At 70.1% G+C, this 21,747-nt stretch carries 17 protein-coding genes; 10 read left to right on the forward strand and 7 right to left on the reverse strand.

The window, feature by feature from the left end:
- Positions 1-257: 257 nt before the first annotated feature.
- From RB628_RS14590 to RB628_RS14625, 8 genes are all read left to right on the forward strand, one after another.
- Positions 258-1,697 (forward strand): sugar transferase, encoded by a 1,440-nt coding sequence (locus RB628_RS14590; protein ID WP_318320824.1) that lies wholly within the window; start codon positions 258-260, stop codon positions 1,695-1,697.
- Between the two features lie 23 nt (positions 1,698-1,720).
- Positions 1,721-2,776, forward strand: a complete 1,056-nt coding sequence (locus RB628_RS14595; protein ID WP_318320825.1) for a Gfo/Idh/MocA family oxidoreductase — start codon at positions 1,721-1,723, stop codon at positions 2,774-2,776.
- Positions 2,777-2,838: 62 nt separating this feature from the next.
- Positions 2,839-3,825: an NAD-dependent epimerase/dehydratase family protein gene (locus tag RB628_RS14600; RefSeq protein ID WP_318320826.1), complete on the forward strand. Its 987-nt coding sequence runs from the start codon at positions 2,839-2,841 to the stop codon at positions 3,823-3,825.
- Positions 3,822-4,961, forward strand: a complete 1,140-nt coding sequence (locus RB628_RS14605) for a DegT/DnrJ/EryC1/StrS family aminotransferase (RefSeq protein ID WP_318320827.1) — start codon at positions 3,822-3,824, stop codon at positions 4,959-4,961. Before RB628_RS14600 ends, RB628_RS14605 begins: the two co-directional genes overlap by 4 nt.
- Positions 4,958-5,647 (forward strand): NeuD/PglB/VioB family sugar acetyltransferase, encoded by a 690-nt coding sequence (locus RB628_RS14610; protein ID WP_318320828.1) that lies wholly within the window; start codon positions 4,958-4,960, stop codon positions 5,645-5,647. Before RB628_RS14605 ends, RB628_RS14610 begins: the two co-directional genes overlap by 4 nt.
- Entirely contained in the window at positions 5,644-6,762 is a 1,119-nt protein-coding gene (locus tag RB628_RS14615; protein ID WP_318320829.1) for a DegT/DnrJ/EryC1/StrS family aminotransferase, read from the forward strand. The genes RB628_RS14610 and RB628_RS14615 overlap by 4 nt, the downstream gene beginning before the upstream one ends.
- A 78-nt stretch (positions 6,763-6,840) precedes the next feature.
- On the forward strand, positions 6,841-10,440 hold the full coding sequence (locus RB628_RS14620; protein ID WP_318320830.1) for a DUF4082 domain-containing protein: 3,600 nt from the start codon (positions 6,841-6,843) through the stop codon (positions 10,438-10,440).
- Positions 10,441-10,514: 74 nt separating this feature from the next.
- Complete coding sequence (locus RB628_RS14625) at positions 10,515-11,561, forward strand: glycosyltransferase family 2 protein (protein ID WP_318320831.1); 1,047 nt, start codon at positions 10,515-10,517, stop codon at positions 11,559-11,561.
- An 83-nt stretch (positions 11,562-11,644) separates the two neighbouring features.
- Here the strand turns inward: RB628_RS14625 and RB628_RS14630 are convergent, their stop codons facing one another.
- Positions 11,645-12,316 carry a hypothetical protein gene (locus RB628_RS14630; protein WP_318320832.1) on the reverse strand — a complete coding sequence of 224 codons (672 nt, stop codon included), beginning with the start codon at positions 12,314-12,316 and terminating at the stop codon, positions 11,645-11,647.
- Between the two features lie 125 nt (positions 12,317-12,441).
- Between RB628_RS14630 and RB628_RS14635 the strand changes: the two genes are divergently transcribed.
- Together RB628_RS14635 and RB628_RS14640 are read left to right on the forward strand one after the other, a co-directional pair.
- The gene (locus tag RB628_RS14635) at positions 12,442-14,475 is read left to right on the forward strand and encodes an O-antigen ligase family protein (protein WP_318320833.1); all 2,034 of its coding nucleotides are present in this window, start codon (positions 12,442-12,444) and stop codon (positions 14,473-14,475) included.
- The gene (locus RB628_RS14640; protein WP_318320834.1) at positions 14,472-15,371 is read left to right on the forward strand and encodes a glycosyltransferase family 2 protein; all 900 of its coding nucleotides are present in this window, start codon (positions 14,472-14,474) and stop codon (positions 15,369-15,371) included. Before RB628_RS14635 ends, RB628_RS14640 begins: the two co-directional genes overlap by 4 nt.
- Before the next feature lie 111 nt (positions 15,372-15,482).
- Here RB628_RS14640 and RB628_RS14645 read toward each other — a convergent pair whose 3' ends face one another.
- From RB628_RS14645 to wecB, 6 genes are read right to left on the reverse strand one after another with little or no spacing between them, the layout of a single operon-like run.
- Complete coding sequence (locus RB628_RS14645) at positions 15,483-16,160, reverse strand: class I SAM-dependent methyltransferase (protein ID WP_318320835.1); 678 nt, start codon at positions 16,158-16,160, stop codon at positions 15,483-15,485.
- Between the two features lie 41 nt (positions 16,161-16,201).
- Positions 16,202-17,011 (reverse strand): glycosyltransferase family 2 protein, encoded by an 810-nt coding sequence (locus RB628_RS14650; protein ID WP_318320836.1) that lies wholly within the window; start codon positions 17,009-17,011, stop codon positions 16,202-16,204.
- Positions 17,008-18,138 (reverse strand): hypothetical protein, encoded by a 1,131-nt coding sequence (locus RB628_RS14655; RefSeq protein ID WP_318320837.1) that lies wholly within the window; start codon positions 18,136-18,138, stop codon positions 17,008-17,010. The genes RB628_RS14650 and RB628_RS14655 overlap by 4 nt, the downstream gene beginning before the upstream one ends.
- A gap of 5 nt (positions 18,139-18,143) precedes the next feature.
- Positions 18,144-19,697, reverse strand: coding sequence for a lipopolysaccharide biosynthesis protein (locus RB628_RS14660; protein WP_318320838.1), 1,554 nt, complete (start codon positions 19,695-19,697; stop codon positions 18,144-18,146).
- On the reverse strand, positions 19,660-20,559 hold the full coding sequence (locus tag RB628_RS14665; protein ID WP_318320839.1) for a chain length determinant protein: 900 nt from the start codon (positions 20,557-20,559) through the stop codon (positions 19,660-19,662). Before RB628_RS14665 ends, RB628_RS14660 begins: the two co-directional genes overlap by 38 nt.
- Before the next feature lie 51 nt (positions 20,560-20,610).
- The gene (wecB, locus tag RB628_RS14670) at positions 20,611-21,744 is read right to left on the reverse strand and encodes a non-hydrolyzing UDP-N-acetylglucosamine 2-epimerase (RefSeq protein ID WP_318320840.1); all 1,134 of its coding nucleotides are present in this window, start codon (positions 21,742-21,744) and stop codon (positions 20,611-20,613) included.
- Positions 21,745-21,747 lie beyond the last annotated feature (3 nt).

The following is a 21,747-nucleotide window of genomic DNA, read 5'->3' on the forward strand; positions in this document are numbered from 1 at the left end:
CGATGTGTGTTTCGTTCAACCGTTCCCGTGGCTGCGTTCAGTGGTCTAGATTGAGTGCCGCCGGACCGTTTTGGGTGGGGAACTTGTCCTTGACTGCATGTCACGGTGCGGCTTTTTGAACGGATTTGAACTTGCAGTGAGAAGCATGCTGGGGGGCATGAGGCGGTTGGGGAACCGCTGACGCTCCCTCGCTTTCCAGTGCCGCTGTGTGGAGGGCACTTCGGTCGGGGGGTAGCCGCGCATGTTGTGGGGGGAGCATGGCCATCGAGGTCACGCATGAGCAACTGGTTGTGGAACGCAGAAGTCCGGAAGCTCGCCGAAGACACGGGGAACAGAAGTATCGATTCGCCCTGTTGATCGCGGACGGCTTCGCCGCCGTGGTCGCGGCCTTCCTGATCCACGCGGCCTACGGCCGCTGGGCGGTGGCCCTGGTGCTGCCCCCGGCGTGGATCGTGGCCATGCTCGCCCATCGCTCCTACGACCGCACCGCCCTGGGGCTGGGAACCGAGGAATACCGGCGGGTGCTCCGAGGCGCTTTCGCGCTGCCGGCGCTGGCCGTGGTCGGGCACTATCTGGTCGCGCACGATGAGGCCCTCCTTCATGACATGGTCATGGCTACGTTGTCGACTGTCGCGATCGCCCTGCCGTGCCGGTACGCGCTCCGCCGTCGGCTCCACCGAAGATGGGCGCGGGGCCTGGACCGGAGCGCGACGCTCCTCGTCGGGCCGTCACGCGGTGTCCTGGAACTGATCGCCGTGCTGCGGCGCGGCGGCGAACAGGAACTGCAGGTCGCCGGAGTGTGCCTGAGCGATCCGAAGAACCGGGCGGAGATCCACAAGCTGGGGCTCCCCGTACTCGGCGGCGTCGGCGACATGGACGACGTGGTCCGGGCCATGGGCATCAGCACCGTGGTGGTACTGCCGGTACCCGAGTCCGACGCCTCCGTCCTGCGCCGGATGTCCTGGACAGCGGCGGTACAGGGTGTCGACTTCCTGCTGGCCCCCGTACTGACCGACGTCTCCGCCTCCCGGCTTACGGTACGGCCCACCAACGGGGTGCCGCTGGTGCGGATACAGGCGCCGAACCTCACCCGGATCTCCCGGTTGCCCAAGGAACTCCTCGACCGGTCGCTCGCGGCGGTGCTCCTGGCGGTCCTCGCGCTGCCCATGCTGCTGATCGCCCTGATCGTCCGGCTGGACAGCTCCGGGCCGACGCTCTTCAGGCAGCAGAGGGTGGGCCGCTACGGCGACCACTTCACCATGCTGAAGTTCCGCACCATGCGCCCGGACTCGGAAGCCCTCCGGGCGGGACTGGCGCACCTCAACGAGAACAGCGACGGCCTGCTGTTCAAGATGAAGGAAGACCCACGGATCACCCGGGTCGGCTCGGTGCTGCGCCGCACCTCACTCGACGAACTGCCCCAGCTGATCAATGTGATCAGCGGCCACATGTCGCTCGTCGGCCCCCGGCCCCCGCTGCCCGAAGAGGTGGAGGAGTACACGCCGGAGGTCAAGCGCCGACTGCTCGTCAAGCCCGGCCTCACCGGGCTGTGGCAGGTCAGCGGCCGTTCCGACCTGCCCTGGGACGAGGCGGTCCGGCTCGATCTCGGATACGTGGACAACTGGTCGATGGGACTCGACCTGGAGATCCTGGCGCGCACCGGGTCCGCGGTGGTGCGGGGAACGGGGGCCTACTGATGGACCGAAGGAAGAGGAAGCAAGTGACGCAGACCACGGAGCCGTTGGGAGTCGCGGTCGTCGGGGCCGGCTACTGGGGTCCCAACCTCGTACGCAACTTCCAGGCCGGCGAGCGGTTCCGGCTGCGCTGGCTGTGCGACCTCGACGTCGACCGGGCCCAGCGGGTCCTCGGCGGCTACTCGACGGTCCAGGCCACCTCGGACTACGCGGCTGTCCTCGCCGACCCGTCGGTCCACGCGATCGCCGTGGCCACGCCCGCCGGGACGCACCTCGACATCGCCCTGGCCGCCCTGCGCGCCGGCAAGCACGTCCTCGTGGAGAAGCCCCTCGCGGCGACCTACGCCGACGGGATGCGGCTGGTGACCGAGGCGGAGGAGCGCGGACTCACCCTGATGTGCGACCACACCTACTGCTACACACCTGCCGTGGGCCGTATCCGGGAGTTGGTCCGCTCCGGTGAACTCGGCGACATCCACTTCGTCGACTCCGTCCGGATCAACCTCGGGCTGGTCCAGAAGGACGTCGACGTCATGTGGGACCTGGCCCCGCACGACCTGTCGATCCTGGACTTCATCCTCCCCGACAACGTCGAACCGGTCGCCGTCGCCGCCCACGGGGCCGACCCGATCGGCGCGGGACAGGCCTGCGTCGCCTATCTGACGCTCCAGCTCAACACGGGGGCCATCGCCCACGTGCACGTCAACTGGCTGTCGCCGACCAAGGTACGGACCACCATGGTGGGCGGCTCCAAGCGCACCCTGATCTGGGACGACCTCAACCCCGCCCAGCGCGTGGCGATCTTCGACCGGGGTGTGGACCTGGCCGCGCCCCAGGAGATCGGCGCGGACGAGCGCCGGGACATGCTCATCTCGTACCGCTCCGGAGACATGGTCGCGCCCGCCATCGGCGAGAAGGAGGCGCTGCGCAGCATGGTCGACGAGTTCGGCGACGCGATCGGACAGCGCCGGGCGCCGCTGACCGACGGCCGGGCGGGCCTGAGAGTGCTGGACATCCTTGAGGCGGCGTCCCGGAGCCTGGAATTCAAGGGCGCGGTCGTCGGCCTGCGTGCCGGGCACTGACGATGTGCCTCCCGATGTCCACACAGGCCAAGACGCAGTAATTCACCGAGAGGGCAGCGCAGTTGAGCAGCGTACGAGGCAAGAAGATCCTGGTCACCGGGGGAGCCGGCACCATCGGCTCCAACCTGGTCGACCTCCTGGCCGAGGGCGGCGCCCGAGAGATCGTGGTGCTGGACAACTTCGTGCGCGGGCGGCGCGCCAACCTCGCCCGGGCCCTGCCCAGCGGTGTCGTCGAGGTCGTCGAGGGTGACATCCGGGACGCCGCCACGGTACGGAAGGTCACCGAGGGCGCCGACCTGGTGTTCCATCTCGCCGCGATACGCATCACCCAGTGCGCGCAGGAACCCCGGCTGGCCAACGAGGTCATGGTCGACGGCACCTTCAACGTGCTGGAGGCGGCGGCCGAGGCCGGCGTGAGCAAGGTGGTCGCCTCGTCCTCGGCGTCCGTCTACGGCATGGCCGAGACCTTTCCGACGACCGAGCGCCACCACGCGTACAACAACGACACCTTCTACGGCGCGGCGAAGGCATTCAACGAGGGCATGCTGCGCAGCTTCCACGCCATGTACGGGCTGGACTACGTGGCGCTGCGCTACTTCAACGTCTACGGCCCCCGGATGGACATCCACGGCCTCTACACCGAGGTGCTCATCCGCTGGATGGAGCGCATCGAGGCGGGCGAACCTCCGCTGATCCTCGGCGACGGCACACAGACCATGGACTTCGTCGACGTCCGGGACATCGCCAGGGCCAATGTGCTGGCCGCCGAGTCGGATCTGACCGACGAGGTGTTCAACGTCGCGAGCGGCACGGAGACTTCGCTGCGCGAACTCGCCGACGGCCTGCTGGAGGCGATGGGCGCGTCGGGCCTGGAGCCGGAGCACGGGCCCGCCCGCGCGGTGAACGGGGTGGTCCGGCGGCTCGCGGACACCACCCAGGCCGCCGGGCGGCTCGGCTTCACGGCGCGGATCGACCTGCGTACAGGCCTCAAGGACCTGGTGGAGTGGTGGCGTGCCGAGCGCGCCGCCGCGGGGGAGGCGGCCAAGTGACCACCGACCGCATCCCGGTGATGATCCCCTGGCTCGGCGAGGAAGAGGCCAGAGCCGCCTCCGACGCGGTGCTGTCCGGGTGGGTCGCCCAGGGACCCCGGGTCGCCGCCTTCGAACGGGCCTTCGCGGAGCGGGTGGGCGCCGAGCACGGCATCGCCGTCAGTTCGTGCACCACCGCCCTGCACCTGTCGCTCGTCGCGCTCGGACTCGGGCCGGGCGACGAGGTCGTGGTGCCCTCGCTGTCGTTCATCGCCACCGCCAACGCCGTACGTTACGTCGGCGCCGAGCCCGTGTTCGCCGACGTCGACCCAGCCACCGGCAACCTGACCACGGCCACCGTGGACGAGGTCCGCACCCCCCGTACCAAGGCAGTCCTCGCCGTCCACCAGGGTGGCGTACCGGCCGATGTGCACAGCCTGCGCGCCGCCTGCGCAGACTGGGACCTTCCCCTCGTCGAGGACGCGGCCTGCGCCATCGGCTCCACCGTCGGCGGCAAGCCCGTGGGGCAGGGCGCGCTGCTCGCCGCCTGGTCCTTCCATCCCCGCAAGCTCGTCACCACCGGCGAGGGCGGCATGATCACCACCGACGACGCCGAGTGGGCGGCACGCCTGCGCCGGCTGCGCGAGCACGGGATGAACGCCTCGGCGGCACAGCGGCACGCGAGCAGCAAGCCGGTCCTGGAGAGCTATCTGGAGGTCGGCTACAACTACCGGATGACGGATGTCCAGGCAGCAATCGGCCTGGTCCAGCTCGGCAGACTCGACGCGATGATCGCCCGCCGCCGCGAACTGGCGGCCCGTTACGACACGCTGCTGCGAGACGTCCCGGGCCTCGTCCCCGTACGCGACCCCGCGCACGGGCAGAGCAACTTCCAGTCCTACTGGGTGCTGTTGGACGAGGACTTCCCCGTCGGCCGGGACGACCTGCTCGCCGCGCTCGCCGAAGCCGGTGTCTCCGCCCGGCGCGGGATCATGGCTGCGCACCTCGAACCCGCCTACGAGGGGCACCCCGGTGTGCCGCTGCCGGTCACCGAGCGGATCAGCGCCGACTCGCTCATCCTGCCCCTGTTCCACACGATGACCGAGGCACAGCAGGACCGCGTCGTGGCGGCGCTGCGCGAACAGGCCCGAAGATGAGCGGACTGCTGATCATCGGCGCGGGCGGCTTCGCCCGGGAGACCGCACAGGCCGTAGGGGACGCGGGTGACATCGAGCTGCTCGGGCACCTCGACGACAACGGCGAACTGCACGGCAAGGAAGTCGACGGTGTGCCCGTACTCGGCGGCTGCGACCTGGTCCACGAACTGCCCGCAGCTCAAGTCGTGATCTGCGTGGGCAATCCCGGGGACTATGCGGCCCGCGCCCGTCTGGTCCGCAGACTCGGCCTGCCCGAGGACCGCTACGCCACCGTGATCCATCCGACGGCCGCGGTGTCGGCGACCTCGGAGGTCGGCCCCGGCTCGGTGCTGCTCGCGCACTGTGCCCTGACCGCCGCCGTGCGGGTGGGCGCTCATGTCGCGGTGATGCCGCAGGCCGTCCTCACCCACGACGACGTGGTCGAGGACTACGCCACGATCACCTCCGGCGTCCGCCTGGGCGGCGGCGTCCGGCTGGGGCGCGGAGCCTATGTGGGCTCCGGGGCCCTGGTCAGGGAGGGCACGACGGTCGGCGCCTGGTCGCAGATCGGGATGGGGAGCAGCGTGCTCGGCGATGTCCCGCCGGGCGAGGTCTGGGTGGGGAGCCCGGCCCGGCGGCTGCGGGAGGCGGCACCGCCCGCGCTCGACGAACTGTTGACGGAGCAACTGGGGGGACCAGTCGCATGAACCAGATTCCGCTGGTGGACCTCAAGGCGGCACACGCCGAGGTCGCCGACGACGTACGGGCCGGATTCGAACGGGTCCTGGCCGACACCGCGTTCATCGGCGGCGACGAGGTCGGGGCGTTCGAGCGCGAGTACGCCGGCTTCGGCGCTGTCGCGCACTGCGTGGGCGTCGCCAACGGCACCGACGCCGTCGAACTCGCCCTGCGCGCAAGCGGAGTCGGGCCCGGCGACGAAATCGTGATACCCGCCAACACCTTCATCGCCACCGCGGGCGCGGTGGCCCGGATCGGCGCGCGGCCGGTCCTGGCGGACTGTCTGCCCGACACCCATCTGCTCGACCCGCAGGCCGCGCTGGACGCGGTCGGCCCGGCCACCCGCGCGGTGGTACCGGTGCACCTGTACGGCCAGCTGGCCGAAGTGACGGGCCTGGCCGGCCAACTGCCCGACTGCGTACGGGTCGTCGAGGACGCCGCCCAGTGCCAGGGCGCGACCCGTGACGGCCGGTCGCCCGGCAGTGGCGGGATCGCCGCGACCAGCTTCTACCCCGGGAAGAACCTGGGCGCCTACGGGGACGCGGGCGCGGTGCTGACCGACGACGAGGAGCTGGCCGGTCTGGTGCGCGCGATCGCGAACCACGGCGGCGTCGCCAAGTACCGGCACGACGTGCCCGGTTTCAACAGTCGTCTGGACGGGCTGCAGGCCGTCGTCCTGCGGGCGAAACTGGCGCGGCTGGCGGACGGCAACGCGGCCCGGCGGGCGGCGGCGGCCCGCTACGACACGCTGCTCGCCGACCTGGCCGCGGCGGGCCGGGTGGTCCTCCCGACGACGGCTGCCGGCAACGTCCATGTCTGGCACCTGTACGTCGTCCAGGTCGCCGGCACGGACCGCGACGACATCGTCGGCAAGCTCAACGCCGAGGGCATCGGCGCGGGCGTGCACTATCCCGCCCCCGTCCACCTCACAGAGGCGTACCGGCATCTCGGCCACTCCCGTGGCGACTTCCCCCACGCGGAGAAGGCGGCGGCCCGGATCCTGTCGCTGCCGCTCTTCCCCCAGATAAGCCCCGAACAGCAGCAACGCGTCGTGGACACGCTCGCCAAGGCGCTCGAAAGCTGATCGGCCCCCACATTCACGCTCCACCCCGACTCCACGGGTCGGCCCCTGCACAGTGCACAGCACCGCTGAGAGGTACACATGAACAGATGGAGCAGACGGATCCGGGGCGGGCGCCTCGCCGTCGTAGCGGCATTGATATGGGCGGTGCTCCCGCAGGCACTGCCTGCCCAGGCGGCATCCGATCCGTGCGGCACGGCCTCGAACGAGATCGTGTGCGAGAACTCCAAGTCGGGCAGCCCGATGTCCGACTGGTACGCGCCCAACTCCTACGGTGACATCAAGGGCTTCACCACCAAGGAGAGCGTCCAGGCCGGTGACACCGTCCAGTTCAAGATCCAGTCACCGGTCTCGTACCGTGTGGAGATCTACCGCCTGGGGTGGTACGGCGGCAACGGTGCACGCCTGATCTCGACCGCGGCCCAGGCGGCCGTGACGTACCCGGCCAACTACACGACCAGCCCGGCCAGTTGCACCACCAAGAGCAGCACCGGGCTGGTCGACTGCGGTAACTGGCCCGTGACCGTGAGCTGGGACGTGCCCAGCGACGCCGTGTCCGGCCTGTACATCGCGAACCTGGCACAGACGGACGGCGACGGCCTGATGCCGTACCCGTTCGTCGTCCGCAAGGACTCCAGCACCTCCGACATCGTCGTACAGACCAGTGACCAGACCTGGCAGGCCTACAACGACTACGGCGGCCAGGACATGTACGGAGGCGCGGGCCCCGCACCGGACGGCCGTGCCTACGAGGTCAGCTACAACCGGCCGCTGGACATCGGCGGTGACAACGGCATCTACGGCTCCGAGTTCATGATGCTGTCCTGGCTGGAGCGCAACGGCTACGACGTCAGCTATCTGTCCGGCGTGGACGTGTCGACCAACGCGTCCCTGCTGCTCAACCACGACGTCTACCTGTCCTCCGGCCATGACGAGTACTGGACCCAGAGCCAGTACTCCAACGTCCTGGCCGCCAGGAAGGCCGGCGTCCGGCAGGGCTACTTCAGCGGCAACGAGGTCTTCTGGAAGACCCGCCTCGCCCCGAGCAACGACGGCACGAGCACCGCGAACCGGACCCTGGTCTGCTACAAGATGACCAAGATGGTGCAGGGCAACGGCATCGCCGACCCCAGCGGCACCTGGACCGGTACCTGGATGGACCCGACAAGCACCACCTACGGCATGGACTACCAGCCGCCGAACATCCTCACCGGCTCCATGTTCACGGTGAACGGCTACCGTGCCGACTCGATCACCGTCCCCGGCTCGTACGGCAAGAACCGGATCTGGCGCAACACCTCCGTCGCGAACCTCACGTCGGGCCAGACGGCCACCTTCCCGGCCGGCACCCTCGGCTACGAGTGGGACAGCGACATCGTCAACAGCACCAGGCCCGCCGGAGCGATCCACGTGTCGTCCACGACGGTGGACATCGACGACGGCAAGTACCGCCTCGACTGGGGCAACATGTACGGCAACGGCACCGCGACGCACAATCTCGTGGAGTTCCGCGACCAGGACTCCGGGGCCCTGGTGTTCGGGGCGGGGACCGTCCAGTGGTCGTGGGGGCTGACCAACCTCCCGACGTACGACCCCGAGGACGTCGTGGTCACCGAGGACGCCCGTATGCAGCAGGCGACCGTGAACATCTTCGCCGACATGGGTGTCCAGCCGCTGAACCTGCAGAGCAACCTCGTCGCCGCCACGCCCTCCACCGACACCACCGGTCCGGCCATCACCGTGACCGGTCCGGCCTCCGGGGTCACCGTCCCGGCGCTGAAGCCGGTCGCCATCACCGGTACCGCCACCGACTCCGGCGGGGGAGTGGTGGCCCGCACGGAGGTGTCCACCGACGGCGGAACTACCTGGAACGCCACCACCGGACTCACGTCCTGGAGCTACAACTGGACGCCGACGACCCCGGGCACCGCGTCCATCAAGGTCCGAGCGGTCGACGACAGCGTCAACATCGGCGCCGTCACCACCATCCCGCTGACCGTCGGCCCCCAGGCCTGCCCCTGCACCGTCTGGCCCGCCACCGCCGTGCCCGGCACCGTCAACGCGGGCGACGGCAGTTCGCTGGAGCTCGGCGTCAAGATCCGTACCACGGTGGCCGGTTCGATCACCGGCGTCCGCTTCTACAAGTCACCCGCCAACACCGGCACCCACACCGGCAGCCTGTGGAGCGCCTCCGGCACCCGCCTGGCCACCGGCACCTTCACCAACGAGACGGCCTCCGGCTGGCAGCAGCTGAACTTCGCCACCCCGGTGACCGTCAAGGCCAACACCACCTATGTCGCCTCGTACTTCGCCCCCAACGGCGGCTACTCCTACGACGGCGGCTTCTTCTCCGGCAAGTCGGCCGGCCTGGCCCCGCTCACAGCGCTCCAGTCCGGCACCGACGGCGGCAACGGCGTCTACCGCTACAGCTCGACCAGCGCCTTCCCGTCCTCGCAGTCCTCGGGCAGCAACTACTGGATCGACGTGGTGCTGGACACCTCGACGGCCAGCACGACCCCGCCCGTCGTCACCTCGACCTCGCCGACGTCGGGGGCGACCGGCGCGGCGATCACGGCACCGGTGTCGGCCGTCTTCGACCACGCCATCGACGGTGACACGCTGACGTTCACCCTGAAGGACCCGAACGGCAACACCGTGCCGGGCGTCAAGACGCTTCCCGCGTCGAACAAGGCGACCTTCACACCGTCGACGGAACTGGATCTGAACACCGCGTACACCGCGTCCGTCAAGGTCGAGGACCTGTGGGGCAACGCCATGGCGGACCCGGTGACCTGGACGTTCACCACCAGTTCCACCCCGCCCGCGGTCACCTGCCCCTGCACGCTGTGGAACTCCGACACCGTGCCGGCCAGGACCGCCGTCACCGACGACCCCAACTCCCTCGAACTGGGCACCCGGTTCAAGTCCTCGGCGAGCGGCTGGGTCACCGGTGTCACCTTCTACAAGGGCGCCAGCAACACCGGCACCCACACCGGCAGCCTCTGGTCCACCGACGGCACGCTCCTCGCCTCCGGCACCTTCACCACCGAGTCCGCCTCCGGCTGGCAGACGATGACCTTCGCCAACCCGGTGGCGATCAGCGCCGACACCGCGTACGTCGTCTCCTACCACGCGCCCAACGGCAACTACGCGGTGGACGGCGGCTACTTCGCGTCGGCCCACAAGTCGTATCCGCTGACCGCCCCCGCCGACATCAGCACGGCCCGCAACGGGCTCTACCGGTACGGCAGTGACGTGGCCTTCCCCAACGGCTCCTACGGATCCGCGAACTACTGGGTCGGTCCCGTCTTCACCGCCGACGACCCGTCGGCGTCGCTGACGTCGGGCACCACCTCGGAGGTGACCACCTCCTCGCTGGCGCGCACCGCCTACGCGGAGAACGCCCTCGTCACGTCGCTGCCCAGCACGACCAAGGTGGGGTCGGTGAAGGCGACGGTGACCGTCCTGCCGGGCGCGAAGGCCGCGGCCGCCAGGAAACTTAACGTCAAGGCCTTTCTCTCCTACGACCGGGCCACCCACAAGGTGTCCGTCCACCTGTCCTCCCCGCTGCCGGACGGCACGCGGTTCAAGATCACGGTCACGGCCCGGGACAAGCAGAACCACACGGTGAAGTCCCAGGTCTGGACCCTGACCAGCAAGACCGTACGTAAGAAGAACTGACCGACCACAACCCACCGTCGGTGGCCTCCCGCACGCTCGCGGGAGGCCACCGCCGGGGATTGGCCTTCCCACCGATGAGCAGCGTCAGTGTTGTGATCCCCTGCTACAAGTACGGCCATTTCCTCGCCGACTGCGTGAGCAGCGTCCTGGACGAACAGGACGGCGTTGACGTCCGGGTACTCATCATCGACGACGCCTCGCCCGACGACTCGGCGGAGACCGCGCACAAGCTGGCCGCCGCCGACCCGCGCATCGAAGTCCGCGTGCACGAAACCAACAAGGGCCACATCGCCACCTACAACGAGGGCCTCCTGGAGTGGGCCGACGGTGACTACGTCGCGCTGCTCTCCGCCGACGACCGGCTGGTCCCCGGCGCACTGGTACGCGCCGCCGCGCTGCTGGACGCCCATCCTGAGGCGGGGTTCGCCTACGGCCGCCCACTGCGCTTCCAGCACGGAGGCCCGCTGCCCAAGGCCCGTACCCGCAGTACCGGTTCGGTCGTCTATCCCGGGCACCGGTGGCTGGAGCGCCGGTTCCGTGAAGGCACCGGCTGCATCACCTCGCCCGAGGTCGTCGTCCGCACCAGCCTGCAGCGCGAGGTGGGCGGTTACGACCCCACGCTTCCGCACGCCGGCGACATCGAGATGTGGATGCGGCTCGCCGCCCGCGCCGACGTCGGCTACGTACGCGGGGCGGACCAGGCCTTCTACCGCGTCCACGGCAACAACATGTCCACCACCGACTTCGGGGGCCAGCTCGACGACCTCCGGCAGCGCCTCGTCGCCTACGACTCCGTACTCGGCAAATGTTCCGGCCTGCTGCCGCAGGCCGACCGGCTGGCAGACGCGGTGCACACCCGCCTCGCCCGCTTCGCACTGCGCCGCGCCTACCGAGCGTACGACCGGGGGCGCACCGAAGTCGTCCCGGTCGACGAACTCGTGGCCTTCGCGGGGGAGTGCCTGCCGGGCTACGAGGCGCTGCCCGAGTACCGCGCCCTGCGGCTCAGGCAGCGGATCGGAGCCAAGGCGATGCCGTACCTGCAGCCGCTGGTGTGGTCGGCCGTCGCCGAACGCGGGCGGGAGTGGCTGTGGTGGGAGTCGTGGAAGCGCCGCGGCATCTGATGACCATGCTCAACCCGATTACCGCGACCGGCCGTTGGAGCACACGCGGGGGAGCCACGGCGGCCACCCGCCCGCTCCGGGGCTCAGCCCGCCACCGGAATGCCGCCGGGGTCGTGACGCGGGTCAGGCGAGGCATCCTTCCCGTTCCTGCGGCGCAGCGCGTACTGGTCGAACCACAGCGCGCTCAGGATGGCGGCGGTCGCGCCCAGCAGAGCCGTACCGGCCAGCGCGCGGCTCTTGGTGCCCTGTACCTGCGCGGCGCTCGGAGCGACCAGAACGGAGGCGCTGATCCGCGCCCGCGCCGAGACTCCCTGCGCCTCCTGGATGTCCGCCACACGCCCGGCGTAGACGTCGATGATCCGGCGGACCGCCGTGTCGGTCCCGGCCGGGTCGGCCCCCCGCGCCTGCACCTGCAACGAGGGGATCAGATAGGCGGGCGTCGCGCTGGTGCCGCTGTTGCGGGGGATCAGCCGGTACTTCCCCCGGACACCGGCGGACCTCAGCTCCTCGCGCCCGGTGGGCGATTCGAGCTGCTGGACGACCCCGTACGAGAGGGTGGCGAGCGGCGGCTGCAGATTCGTCAGCTGGTTCGGCTGGTTCCCCGTCACCGGCGGTTTGAGGACGACCACCGCGGAACTCAGGTACTGCGGGGCGGGGCGGAGCACCGGACAGGCGGCGACGGCCGTCAGCAGGAGCGCGAGAACGAGAACGTACCAGCGGCGGAGCAGCGCTTCGGCGACGTCACGAGGCGACACAAAGATTCCTTCCGTCGGCCCCGATCCTCGCAGGCGCGGGGGCGGATCGCCACCGGATCACGAGGCCTATGCTTGGCCCGAGCCCGGACGTCCGGTCACGCAGTACCGGGCCGGGGGGAGTTCTCATGAGCCTTGGCGACATCTGGGCGATCATGTGCAGGCGTTGGTACTTCATGGTGCCCCTCACCCTGCTCAGTCTTCTCGCGGGCGGGTATCTGTACCGGACCGTCCCGGTGTCCTACGAGTCGCAGAGTTCCGTCACACTGCTCGACTCCACGGCGGTAGCCGATATGGCGCCCACCTTCGGCAACCCCATATCGAACGCGGGCGGTTCGCTGGTCGTCACGGCGGACGTGCTGATCAGGACGCTCCAGTCGAGCGACTCGGCCAAGGAACTGCGCTCCCGCGGCGTCACCGACCGGTACACCGCCGGTTTCGCGCCGAACGCCGACAGCCCGCTGCTCACCCTGAGCGTCACCGGAACCGACCGGGCGAAGGTGCTGCGGGAGACCGCCATCCTCACCAAGTTCACCGGGGAGCAGCTGAAGGCCCTGCAGGCCGCCTCCAAGGTGCCCTCGGTGTACTTCGTGCAGGCCGCGCCGGTCGTTCTGCCGCAGACACCGGTCTCGCAGCCGAAGGCCCGGTACCAGAACATCGCGTCGGTCCTCATCGTCGGGATCGTGAGCGCGTTCCTGCTGTCCATCCTCGCCGAAGGCGTCGCGGTGGTCCGCCGCCGGGGACGCGCCCAGGCCGGATACGTTCCCCGCCGCCACCGCGTCCGGCCCCCCGAGCGGGCGCCCCGGGGCCTGTTGACGCGCAGGCTGGACGCCACGACGATCCTCACCGGCTATCTGGTGCTGGCCTTCTTCGTACCGTCGAACCTCACCCTGCCCGCGCTGGGCGGTGTCGGCACCCCGGCCAACGTCTTCGCCCTGCTGGGACTTCTCTGGTACCTCGCGACCTGGCTCGGCGGCCGTATCCGGCCGGCCGTGGGCACCAGGCTGCCGCGCGTGGCGATGTGCGTGCTCGCCGTGGCGGTGCTGCTGTCGTACCTCGCGAACGCGACCCGCGAAAGCTCGCACGCGGAGGTCCTCGGGGCCGACCGGGGGCTCATCGGGCTCGGGGTGTGGATCGCGCTCGTGGTGCTGGCATCGGCCGGCATCCAGGAGCGCGACCGGCTGGAGACCCTGATGCGGCGGCTCGTCGTACTGGGCACGGTGGTCGCCCTGATGGGCTACTACGACTTCTTCGCCGCGACCAACATCGCCGACTCCGTCAACATCCCCGGCCTGCAGTCGAGCACCGCCGGGATCAGCCCCATGGACCGCGGCTCCTTCACCCGGCCGCGCTCCACCACGGCCCATCCGCTGGAGTTCGGCGGGATGCTCGCCATCCTGGTTCCCTTCGCCGTCCACCAGGCGTTCGATCCGGTACGGCGTCACGCCGGCGCACTGCGCCGCTGGGCCCCTGTGGCGATCATGGCGGGTGCGCTTCCGCTGACGGTGTCCAGGACGTCCATCATCGGCGCCCTCATCGTGATCCTGGTGATGGTGCCCCGCTGGAAGCCGCAGCGGCGCTGGGCCGCGATCGGGATCGTCCTGGGGTCGGTGGCCGGTTTCAAGGTGATCATTCCCGGGCTGATCGGAACCATCACCAACCTGTTCGCCAGCTTCCTGTCCGGCTCCGACAGCAGCACCCAGGCACGCACCGTGAAGTACAGCGCGATCGTCCCCTACTTCGACGAACACCCCTGGTTCGGACGCGGGTTCGGAACCTTCACCCCCGACCTGTACTTCTTCACCGACAACCAGTACATGCTGACCCTGGCCGAGATGGGCCTCGTCGGGATCGTCGCGCTGCTCGCCCTGATCGTCACCGGGATACACACCGGCGGCGCCGTACGCCGGCTCGCCCGCACCGACTCGGACCGGGAACTCGGGCAGGCGTTCCTCGCCTCGGCGCTGGTCGCCCTGGTCATCAGCGCCACCTTCGACGCGCTCAGCTTTCCCATGTACGCCGGGATGTTCTTCCTGACCCTGGGGGCCGGCGGCAGTTACCTCGGCTTCATCCGGCGCGAGGCGGCAGCGGCCGCTGCCGCGGTCCCCGCTCCCCGTGAGGCATCCGAAGCCGAGCTCCCCCAACTCGTGGAGTCCCGATGAGTCCCGTCGCCGTCGTCGTCGTCACCTGGAACAGCGCCTCGGTGCTCCCAGGGTTCCTCGCCGCGCTCCCCGACGGCATGGCCGGCCTCGACTGGCGGCTGGTCGTCGCCGACAACGACTCGGCCGACGACACCGTCGACGTGCTGCGGGCGCTGGCACCGGACGCCACAGTCGTCCAGACAGGCCGCAACGCCGGGTACGCGGCCGGGGTCAACGCGGCGCTGCGTGCGGCCGGTGCGTACGGGGCGGCTCTCATCTGCAACCCCGACATCCGGATGCGGCAGGGCTGCGCCGAACGTCTCGTCGACGGACTCGGGGACGGAGTAGGGATCGCCGTACCCCTCCTGTACGAAGAGGGCAGGGACACGCCCCACCACTCGCTGCGCCGCGAGTCGAGTGTGACCCGGGCGCTCGGCGAGGCCCTCATCGGAAACACCCGCGCCGGACGCTTCCCACGCCTGAGCGAGCTCGTCACCGACTCCGCCGCGTACCAGCGGCCCACGCGTGCGGACTGGGCGACCGGTGCGCTCATGGCCATCTCGGGGGACTGTCTGGCCGCTTGTGGTCCGTGGGACGAGTCCTTCTTCCTCTACTCGGAGGAGACCGAGTACTGCCTGCGCGCGCGGGACCGGGGCTACGCCACACAGCTGGAGCCGACAGCCGAGGCCGTGCACCTCGGCGGCGACTCCCAGGTGTCGCCCGGACTGTGGACCCTCCTCACCCTCAACAGAGTCCGCCTGTACCGAAAGCGGCACGGCCCCCTCGCCACAGCCGCGTTCCGCACGGCAGTCCTGCTCCGAGAGACCTCACGCGCCGCACTCGGCCGTCCGGCCGCCCGCGCGGCGGCAGCCGCGTTGGCCCGACCGGGCGCCCTCCGTAAAACGCCGGGACCGTGAAGTGCCCGTTGGGGGCGCGGGGCTGTATCGGTATGCGGCTCCGCGGCGTGGGCGTGACCAACAGCAACGGCGCCGCAGTCGGTCCGTGTCATGTCTGTTGATCAGATTGTTTCAGCGTGCGGGCTCCGTTCTCACGGCTATGAGCGACTTCGGGGCTCCGAGCACCCGCTCGCTGAGGAGGACCGATCCGGGGAACAGGTAGCGCATTTCGGTGCGGGTGAGCAGCTCGATGTTGATCACTGCGTCCATCGCCGACTCCGGGCTGTCGGGTCGGCTGTGCACGAGCGGCCAGCGTCGTACGAGACGGGCCCTGGCCGCCAGCGGCAGGAACTGGAAGCCGGGCGCCACGAAGTGCGGTTCGACGGGGAAGTAGCGGTACGGCGTCTGGATCCAGTGCAGCGGCGCCAGTGACTCGACGGCCGAGACGAACCTACGGCGCTGGCTGTGGCCGCCCACGTGCTCGATGGTCGAGTTGGAGAACACCAGGTCGTACCCGCCCTTGGCGCTCAGTTCGGCGGCGACCGCCTCGTCGGTGACGTCGGCGACCTCCGCGGTGATCCAGGCGGGCAGTTCGGCGGGATGTTCCTCCAGGTTGATCAGATGGACGTGCTTGGCGCGTACCGGCGCTCGCAGCCACATCTCAGCCGTCCCGCCCAGGTCCACGACGCTCATGTTCTCGATACCGGGGAAGCAGCGCCTGAACCGTTCCCAGCGGGCGATGCGCATGCGTTCGCCCAGCGAGCCGGGCGCGTCGACGAACTTGTTCCTGAGGGCGCGGGATCGGGGCACGGGATCAACCACCTGTGGTCGGAGCGGAAAGGGAGCGGACCTCAACTGGGCCGTCGCCATTGCGTGTAGAAGCTGGACGGGTTCATCAGGTACTGGACGGTGGGGTGCGGCACATGGAACACCCGGTGCCGGCGGCCGTACCGGCGGATCAGCTCCCAGTCCTCGCGGGGCAGCACCTCCGGTGTCCGGCGCAGACGGCTGAAGTGCAGGGAGCGATTGCGGCGGGCGACAAAGGCGTTGGTGTCCAGGAAGGCCTCGCGGGCGGCCCGGCGCCGGTCGTAGGGCACCGACAGGACGTCCTTCTCGCTGCCGTCGGGCAGGACGCGGCGCAGAGCCGTGTAGACGCCGTCGGGCCCGTCGGGGGGCTCCAGGACCGCCAGTGTCCGTTCCAGATGGTCGGGTTCCCACAGGTTGTCGTCGTCCAGGAACGCCACGTACCGCGAGCGGCTGAGGCGGATGCCCACGTTGCGCACGACACCCGCCACGCCGGTGTTGCGGGCCAGCGAGACGGCGAACAGCCTTGGGTCGTCGGGGAGTTCGGGCAGTCCGGCACCGTCGTCGACCACGATGACGACCTGGTCGCGAACCGTCTGGTCCAGGGCCGAGCGGACCGCGGCACGCAGCGCCTCGGGCCGTCGGTGGGTGGCGATGACCGTGGCGACCAGCGCTGAGGGCGGCGACGGCCACCCGGCGGCCAGCCGCCGGGTCTCGGCGTCCTCGATCCGGCGCAGCCGCACCGCGGTGGGGGCCAGCAGGATCTTGTTCCTGAGCTCGAAGAGCACCAGCCAGCCGAACAGGGCCTTGAGCAGCGTCCAGGGCGCCCGCGCGACACGGCGCACGACGCCGCTCACGACGACGGCTCCGGCTCGATCAGGCGGCCGTCGGACATCCGGTTGTTCCGCCACACGTTCCCTGCGCCGCCCGCGTTCCAGTGGGCGACCACGCCGTGTCCGCCGGAGGCGGGGTGGTACTGCGTGGAGAAGATGTTGTCCGTGACCCTGATCCCCGTGGCGCCGGTGCTGCCGCCGTACAGGGCGTAGGCGCCGCCGGCTATCCAGTTGTCGTCCACGGTGACGTTGCGGACCGCCCCGGTGTCCGCGAACAGGCCGATGCTCCCCGAGGCCCCCTGCTCGAGGCTGGTCGCGTTCAGCAGGGTGTTGTGGCGGATGATCAGGTGGCCGGTGTTGCCGCCGCCGCTGATCACCGTGTTGGTGTGCTGCCACTCGCCGCCCAGGTTGATGAACGGCTCGATGTCGTGCACGTAGTTGTCGTGCAGGTTCCCCTGCCCCATGGACAGGGCGTCGCCGAACACCGAGATGTCGCACCAGCCGACCTCGATGGAGCTGCCCCCCATGTTCGACACCGCGTAGTCCACGCCGCCGTTGTCCGGCCCCTTGCCGGGCACGGCCGTGATGGTGGTGTGCAGGACCTTCAGGCCGCTGTAACCGGGGCGCAGGTTGATGCCCCACCAGTTGTCCGAGGTGATCTTGGTGTCGATGACGGTGACGTTGTTCGCGTAGATGTCGAGCGAGCCGGTGATGTCCCACCCACGGATGACGAGCCCGTTGGTACGGACCGCCCAGTGCCCTGTGTTGTGGGGTTCGAGGGGGATCCGGGGACCGGTGGTGTCGGCGTCGGGGAATCCGCAGTCGCCGGGAGAGGCGCAGTTGGTCCTGGCCGCGGGGGTGCCGGGCGTACTGCCGGCGCCCGCCGTCGCGGTGGGCTTCCCCGTCGTGGCGGGCCTCTCCGTCGGTGTGGGCTTCTTCGCCGGGGACGGTGAGGCGGTGGGGCTGCCCGCCGTCTGACCGGACGCGGTCGACGGAGCGGCGCTCGCGCTCGTACCGCAGGTCGGCCCGTCGTCAGGGCAGTCGGGCAGCGCGGACTGTCTGTCCGGTCCCGAGCAGGCCACACCCAGGACCGTCAGCAGGGCCACAAGCAGCAGTCCCGCGAGCGAGTTCCGGCTGATGCGCCGTGACATCAGGTTCACCTCATGTCCTCTTGGGGAGGCTGGACCGGCGCGGGGGACCGGTGCCGGCCGGGGTGGGACCGGTCGCCGCGGCCGACGCCGCGCAGGAAGTCACGGCTGGGCAGGACGCACAGCGTGTAACCGGCCAGGGCGGTCGTGCTGATGGCGAGGAGCGCGAGCCGGCCGTCACCGAACCGGGACTCCAGGCCGAGGATGATCGCGGCCATCACGGCCCCGCCGAGGAAGGGCCACGCACAGGCTCTGGCGATCCGGCCGACGCCGATGCCGCCGCGGCTGAGGGCGACCAGGAACACGGGCACCACCATGCCGCCGGCCACCAGGACATGGGCCTGCGAGGCTCCGACAATGCCGTTCAGGCGGGCGCCGACGAGAAGCACCGGGATCAGGGCTACCAGCCACAGGCCCTGCACCACGAAGAGCGACCGTCGCTGTCCGATCGCGACCAGGCAGTCGTAGGCGAGTTCGCTGCCGATGCGGATCAGGCCGAGAACCATCAGCCAGGGCAGGGCCGCGGCCGCGGGACCCCATTGGCTCCCGTAGATCAGCCGGACGGCCGGCTCCGCGAGGCAGGCCAGGAGGACGCACAGCGGGACCGTGCCGGTGATCACCACACCCAGGGCACGGCTGAAGCCCCGGGCGAGTGCCTGCGGCGAGTCGGCCAGGCGGGAGAAGCCGGCGAAGGAGACCCGGCGGGCGGCCTCGGAGATGATCCTCACGGGCCAGCCGGAGATGTTGAAGGCGAGCACGTAGAAGCCCAGGGCCACGTTGCCCAGTGTCGCGCCCACCACCATGGTGTCGACGTTGACCACCGCGAGGGCCAGCATGCTGGCGCCTGCCAGCGGAAGGCCGAACTTGAGCAGCGCCCTGGCCTGCTCGGGGTCCCAGCCGAACCTGAGGGTGCCCGGCGCCGCCAGCCAGCAGCCGATCAGCGTCACGACGTTCCCCGCCACGGCTCCCCAGGCGAAGCTCATCGCGCCCCAGCCCTCGAAGGCCAGCAGCAGTGTCACCGAGGTGCTGACCACGGAGTTGAGCCCGTCGATGATCATCCGCTTGCCCTGGGCGAACTCCCGGGTGAGGAAGTTGGCGGGCACCTGGGCCACCCCGTCGATCAACACGCACAGGCACATCACCCGCAGTACGCCCGCGGCGTCCGGTGAGCCGAGCAGGCCCGCCACCGTCGGTGCCGCCGCGAACAGCGCCACGTACAGCAGGCCGCTGGAGAGGGCGCTGAGGGTCAGGACGGTCGGCGCGAACCGCCGTGCGTCGCCCTCCCAGCGCACGATGGCCAGGCCCACGCCCAGTTCGTTCGCGGACAGCAGGACCAGCAGCACGGTCTGGGCGATGCCGTACACGCCCCATTCGGCGGGGCCCAGGGCGAAGCGCGCCAGCACGATGCCGGTCGCGAAGTTGCCCAGACGCATCACAACGGTGTTGATCAGGCTCCAGCGGGCTGCCGAACCGACCTTCTCGCCCAGGGAGGCGGCAGCGGGCGGAGCGGGGGTGTCGCTCGGTTCAGCGGTCCCGCTGTCCGGTGTGCGAACGCTGTCCATGAGTCGACTCCTCGTCGAGCGGCTCGGCGGCGGGTGCCACGACCGTGGCGGCCCGCCCCGCCGTCGGCTCCGTGCCGGGCCTGCGCCCGGCGGACCGCGCCCAGGCGGGCGGTGTGCGCAGAGCGATCGTCTGTTCCGCGACCGGCTCCTCGGCCGCCGGCCGGGGGCCGGCGTCGGGGGAATCGGTCGTGGACTCCGGGGCATGGGTCGTGGACGCTGGGGCATCGACCGGTTGCGCGGGCTCTTCCGGCTTCGCCGGTGGGTGCGGCCGACGGCGTGCCTCCACATAGAAGGCGGCGGCCAGGGTCAGCACCAGGCCCATGCCCCCGGCCATGATCATGTACTGGAGCCGGGTCCTGGTCTGTGCCACCGGCGGCTGCGGGGGCACGATCGTCGTCAGCCGGATCATGGCCTGCGGAGCGACCGACTGCTGTTCCTGGAACTGCTTCAGCCGGTCCCCGGCGTACGACGTCAGGATGCGGTCCGAGGCCAGGACGGCGGTCCTGTCGGTGCCGGTGACGGTGAGCCACATCAGCGGCCCCTGCGCGTTGTCGGCGAGCTTGGCCTCGAACGTGCCTGTGGCACCACGGGACTTGAGCTCCCGGACGGAGACGTCGGAGTTGAGGTTGCGGGCCAGGCTGTCGGCCATACCGGTGAGGGAGGTCTGGGTGCTGAGGAAGGGGTTGCCGTCGTAGGCGACGGTGGCCTTCTGGGAGTTCAGAAGAACCACCGTGCTCTGCGACTGGTACGTGACCGGGACCACCAACACCACGGCGGCCACCAGACCGGCGGTCAGCAGCAGTCCGGGCAGCAGGACGTACCAGCGCCTGCGCATGACCCGGAAGATCTCAGCGAGATCCATGGTGGTCCCCCCTTGCGGCCAAACGTTCGACGAGCATGTGTTTCAAGCGGATCATATGGGGAACGGTTGGTCCTTGGTTCTCGGCCCGTCGGTCGGTCTCTGCCGCGTGCTCGCAGTGCCTCCCTCCAGCAGCACCTCGGCGATTCGGTCACTCGCGCGGCCGTCCCAGAGTTCGGGCCGGCGCGGCGCGGGCGGATCGTCCAGTACCCGGTTCACGGTGGACACGATCCGCGCCGGATCCCGGCCGGCCAGCACGTTGGTGCCCTGTTCGACGGTGATGGGCCGCTCGGTGTTGTCGCGCAGGGTCACACACGGCACGCCCAGCGCGGTGGTCTCCTCCTGGACGCCGCCGGAGTCGGTGAGCACGAGGCGGGCGGAGTCCTGCAGGGCGATGAAGTCCAGGTATCCGGCGGGTGGTACGAGCCGGATGCCGCCGGGGACGCCGATCTCGGCCAGCCGGTCCGCCGCGCGCGGGTGCACGGGCAGCAGGAGCGGGCAGCGGCCGGCGATCTCGCCCAGTGCCTTGAGGAGCGCCGCCAAAACCTCGGGATCGTCCACGTTGGCGGGGCGGTGCAGGGTGACCAGGCCGTACTCGCCTCTGGACAGGCCGTATCGGTCGAGGACGTCCGAGGCCCTGGCCCGTTCCAGATTGGCCAGCAGCGTGTCGATCATGACGTTGCCGACCAGGTGAATCTGGTCGTCCCGGTACCCCTCCGCGCGCAGGTTCTCGGCGGCGTCCGGCGAGGGCGCCAGCAGGTAGTCGCTGACCCGGTCGGTGGCTACGCGGTTGACCTCCTCCGGCATGCTCCAGTCGCGGCTGCGCAGACCGGCCTCGACGTGGGCGAGGAGCGGCCCGGCCTTGGCGGTGACCAGCGCGCAGGCCAACGTGGAGTTGATGTCGCCGACCACGACGACGATGTCCGGGGACACCTCGTCGAGGAGCGGTTCGAACGCGGTCATCACGCGTCCGGTCTGCTCGGCATGGCTGCCGGAGCCGACCCCGAGGAAGCGGTCGGGCGGACGGATGCCCAGGTCGGCGAAGAACACGTCGTTCATGGCCGGGTCGTAGTGCTGCCCGGTGTGGACGAGCACCACCTCGGCGCCCCGGCGTTCCAGGGCGTCCATCACTGGTTTGATCTTCATGTAGTTGGGTCGCGCCCCGGCGACGCAGATGACTCGCGGCATGGC

Source organism: Streptomyces sp. ADMS, from assembly GCF_033441795.1.
Taxonomy (GTDB): Bacteria; Actinomycetota; Actinomycetes; order Streptomycetales; family Streptomycetaceae; genus Streptomyces.

Coding starts and splice junctions, on each gene's coding strand:
- RB628_RS14665 (WP_318320839.1), bottom strand. CDS start 20,559: ATGGATCTCGCTGAGATCTTCCGGGTCATGCGCAGGCGCTGGTACGTC.
- RB628_RS14590 (WP_318320824.1), top strand. CDS start 258: ATGGCCATCGAGGTCACGCATGAGCAACTGGTTGTGGAACGCAGAAGT.
- RB628_RS14620 (WP_318320830.1), top strand. CDS start 6,841: ATGAACAGATGGAGCAGACGGATCCGGGGCGGGCGCCTCGCCGTCGTA.
- RB628_RS14610 (WP_318320828.1), top strand. CDS start 4,958: ATGAGCGGACTGCTGATCATCGGCGCGGGCGGCTTCGCCCGGGAGACC.
- wecB (WP_318320840.1), bottom strand. CDS start 21,744: ATGCCGCGAGTCATCTGCGTCGCCGGGGCGCGACCCAACTACATGAAG.
- RB628_RS14635 (WP_318320833.1), top strand. CDS start 12,442: ATGAGCCTTGGCGACATCTGGGCGATCATGTGCAGGCGTTGGTACTTC.
- RB628_RS14640 (WP_318320834.1), top strand. CDS start 14,472: ATGAGTCCCGTCGCCGTCGTCGTCGTCACCTGGAACAGCGCCTCGGTG.
- RB628_RS14660 (WP_318320838.1), bottom strand. CDS start 19,697: ATGGACAGCGTTCGCACACCGGACAGCGGGACCGCTGAACCGAGCGAC.
- RB628_RS14655 (WP_318320837.1), bottom strand. CDS start 18,138: ATGTCACGGCGCATCAGCCGGAACTCGCTCGCGGGACTGCTGCTTGTG.
- RB628_RS14615 (WP_318320829.1), top strand. CDS start 5,644: ATGAACCAGATTCCGCTGGTGGACCTCAAGGCGGCACACGCCGAGGTC.
- RB628_RS14625 (WP_318320831.1), top strand. CDS start 10,515: ATGAGCAGCGTCAGTGTTGTGATCCCCTGCTACAAGTACGGCCATTTC.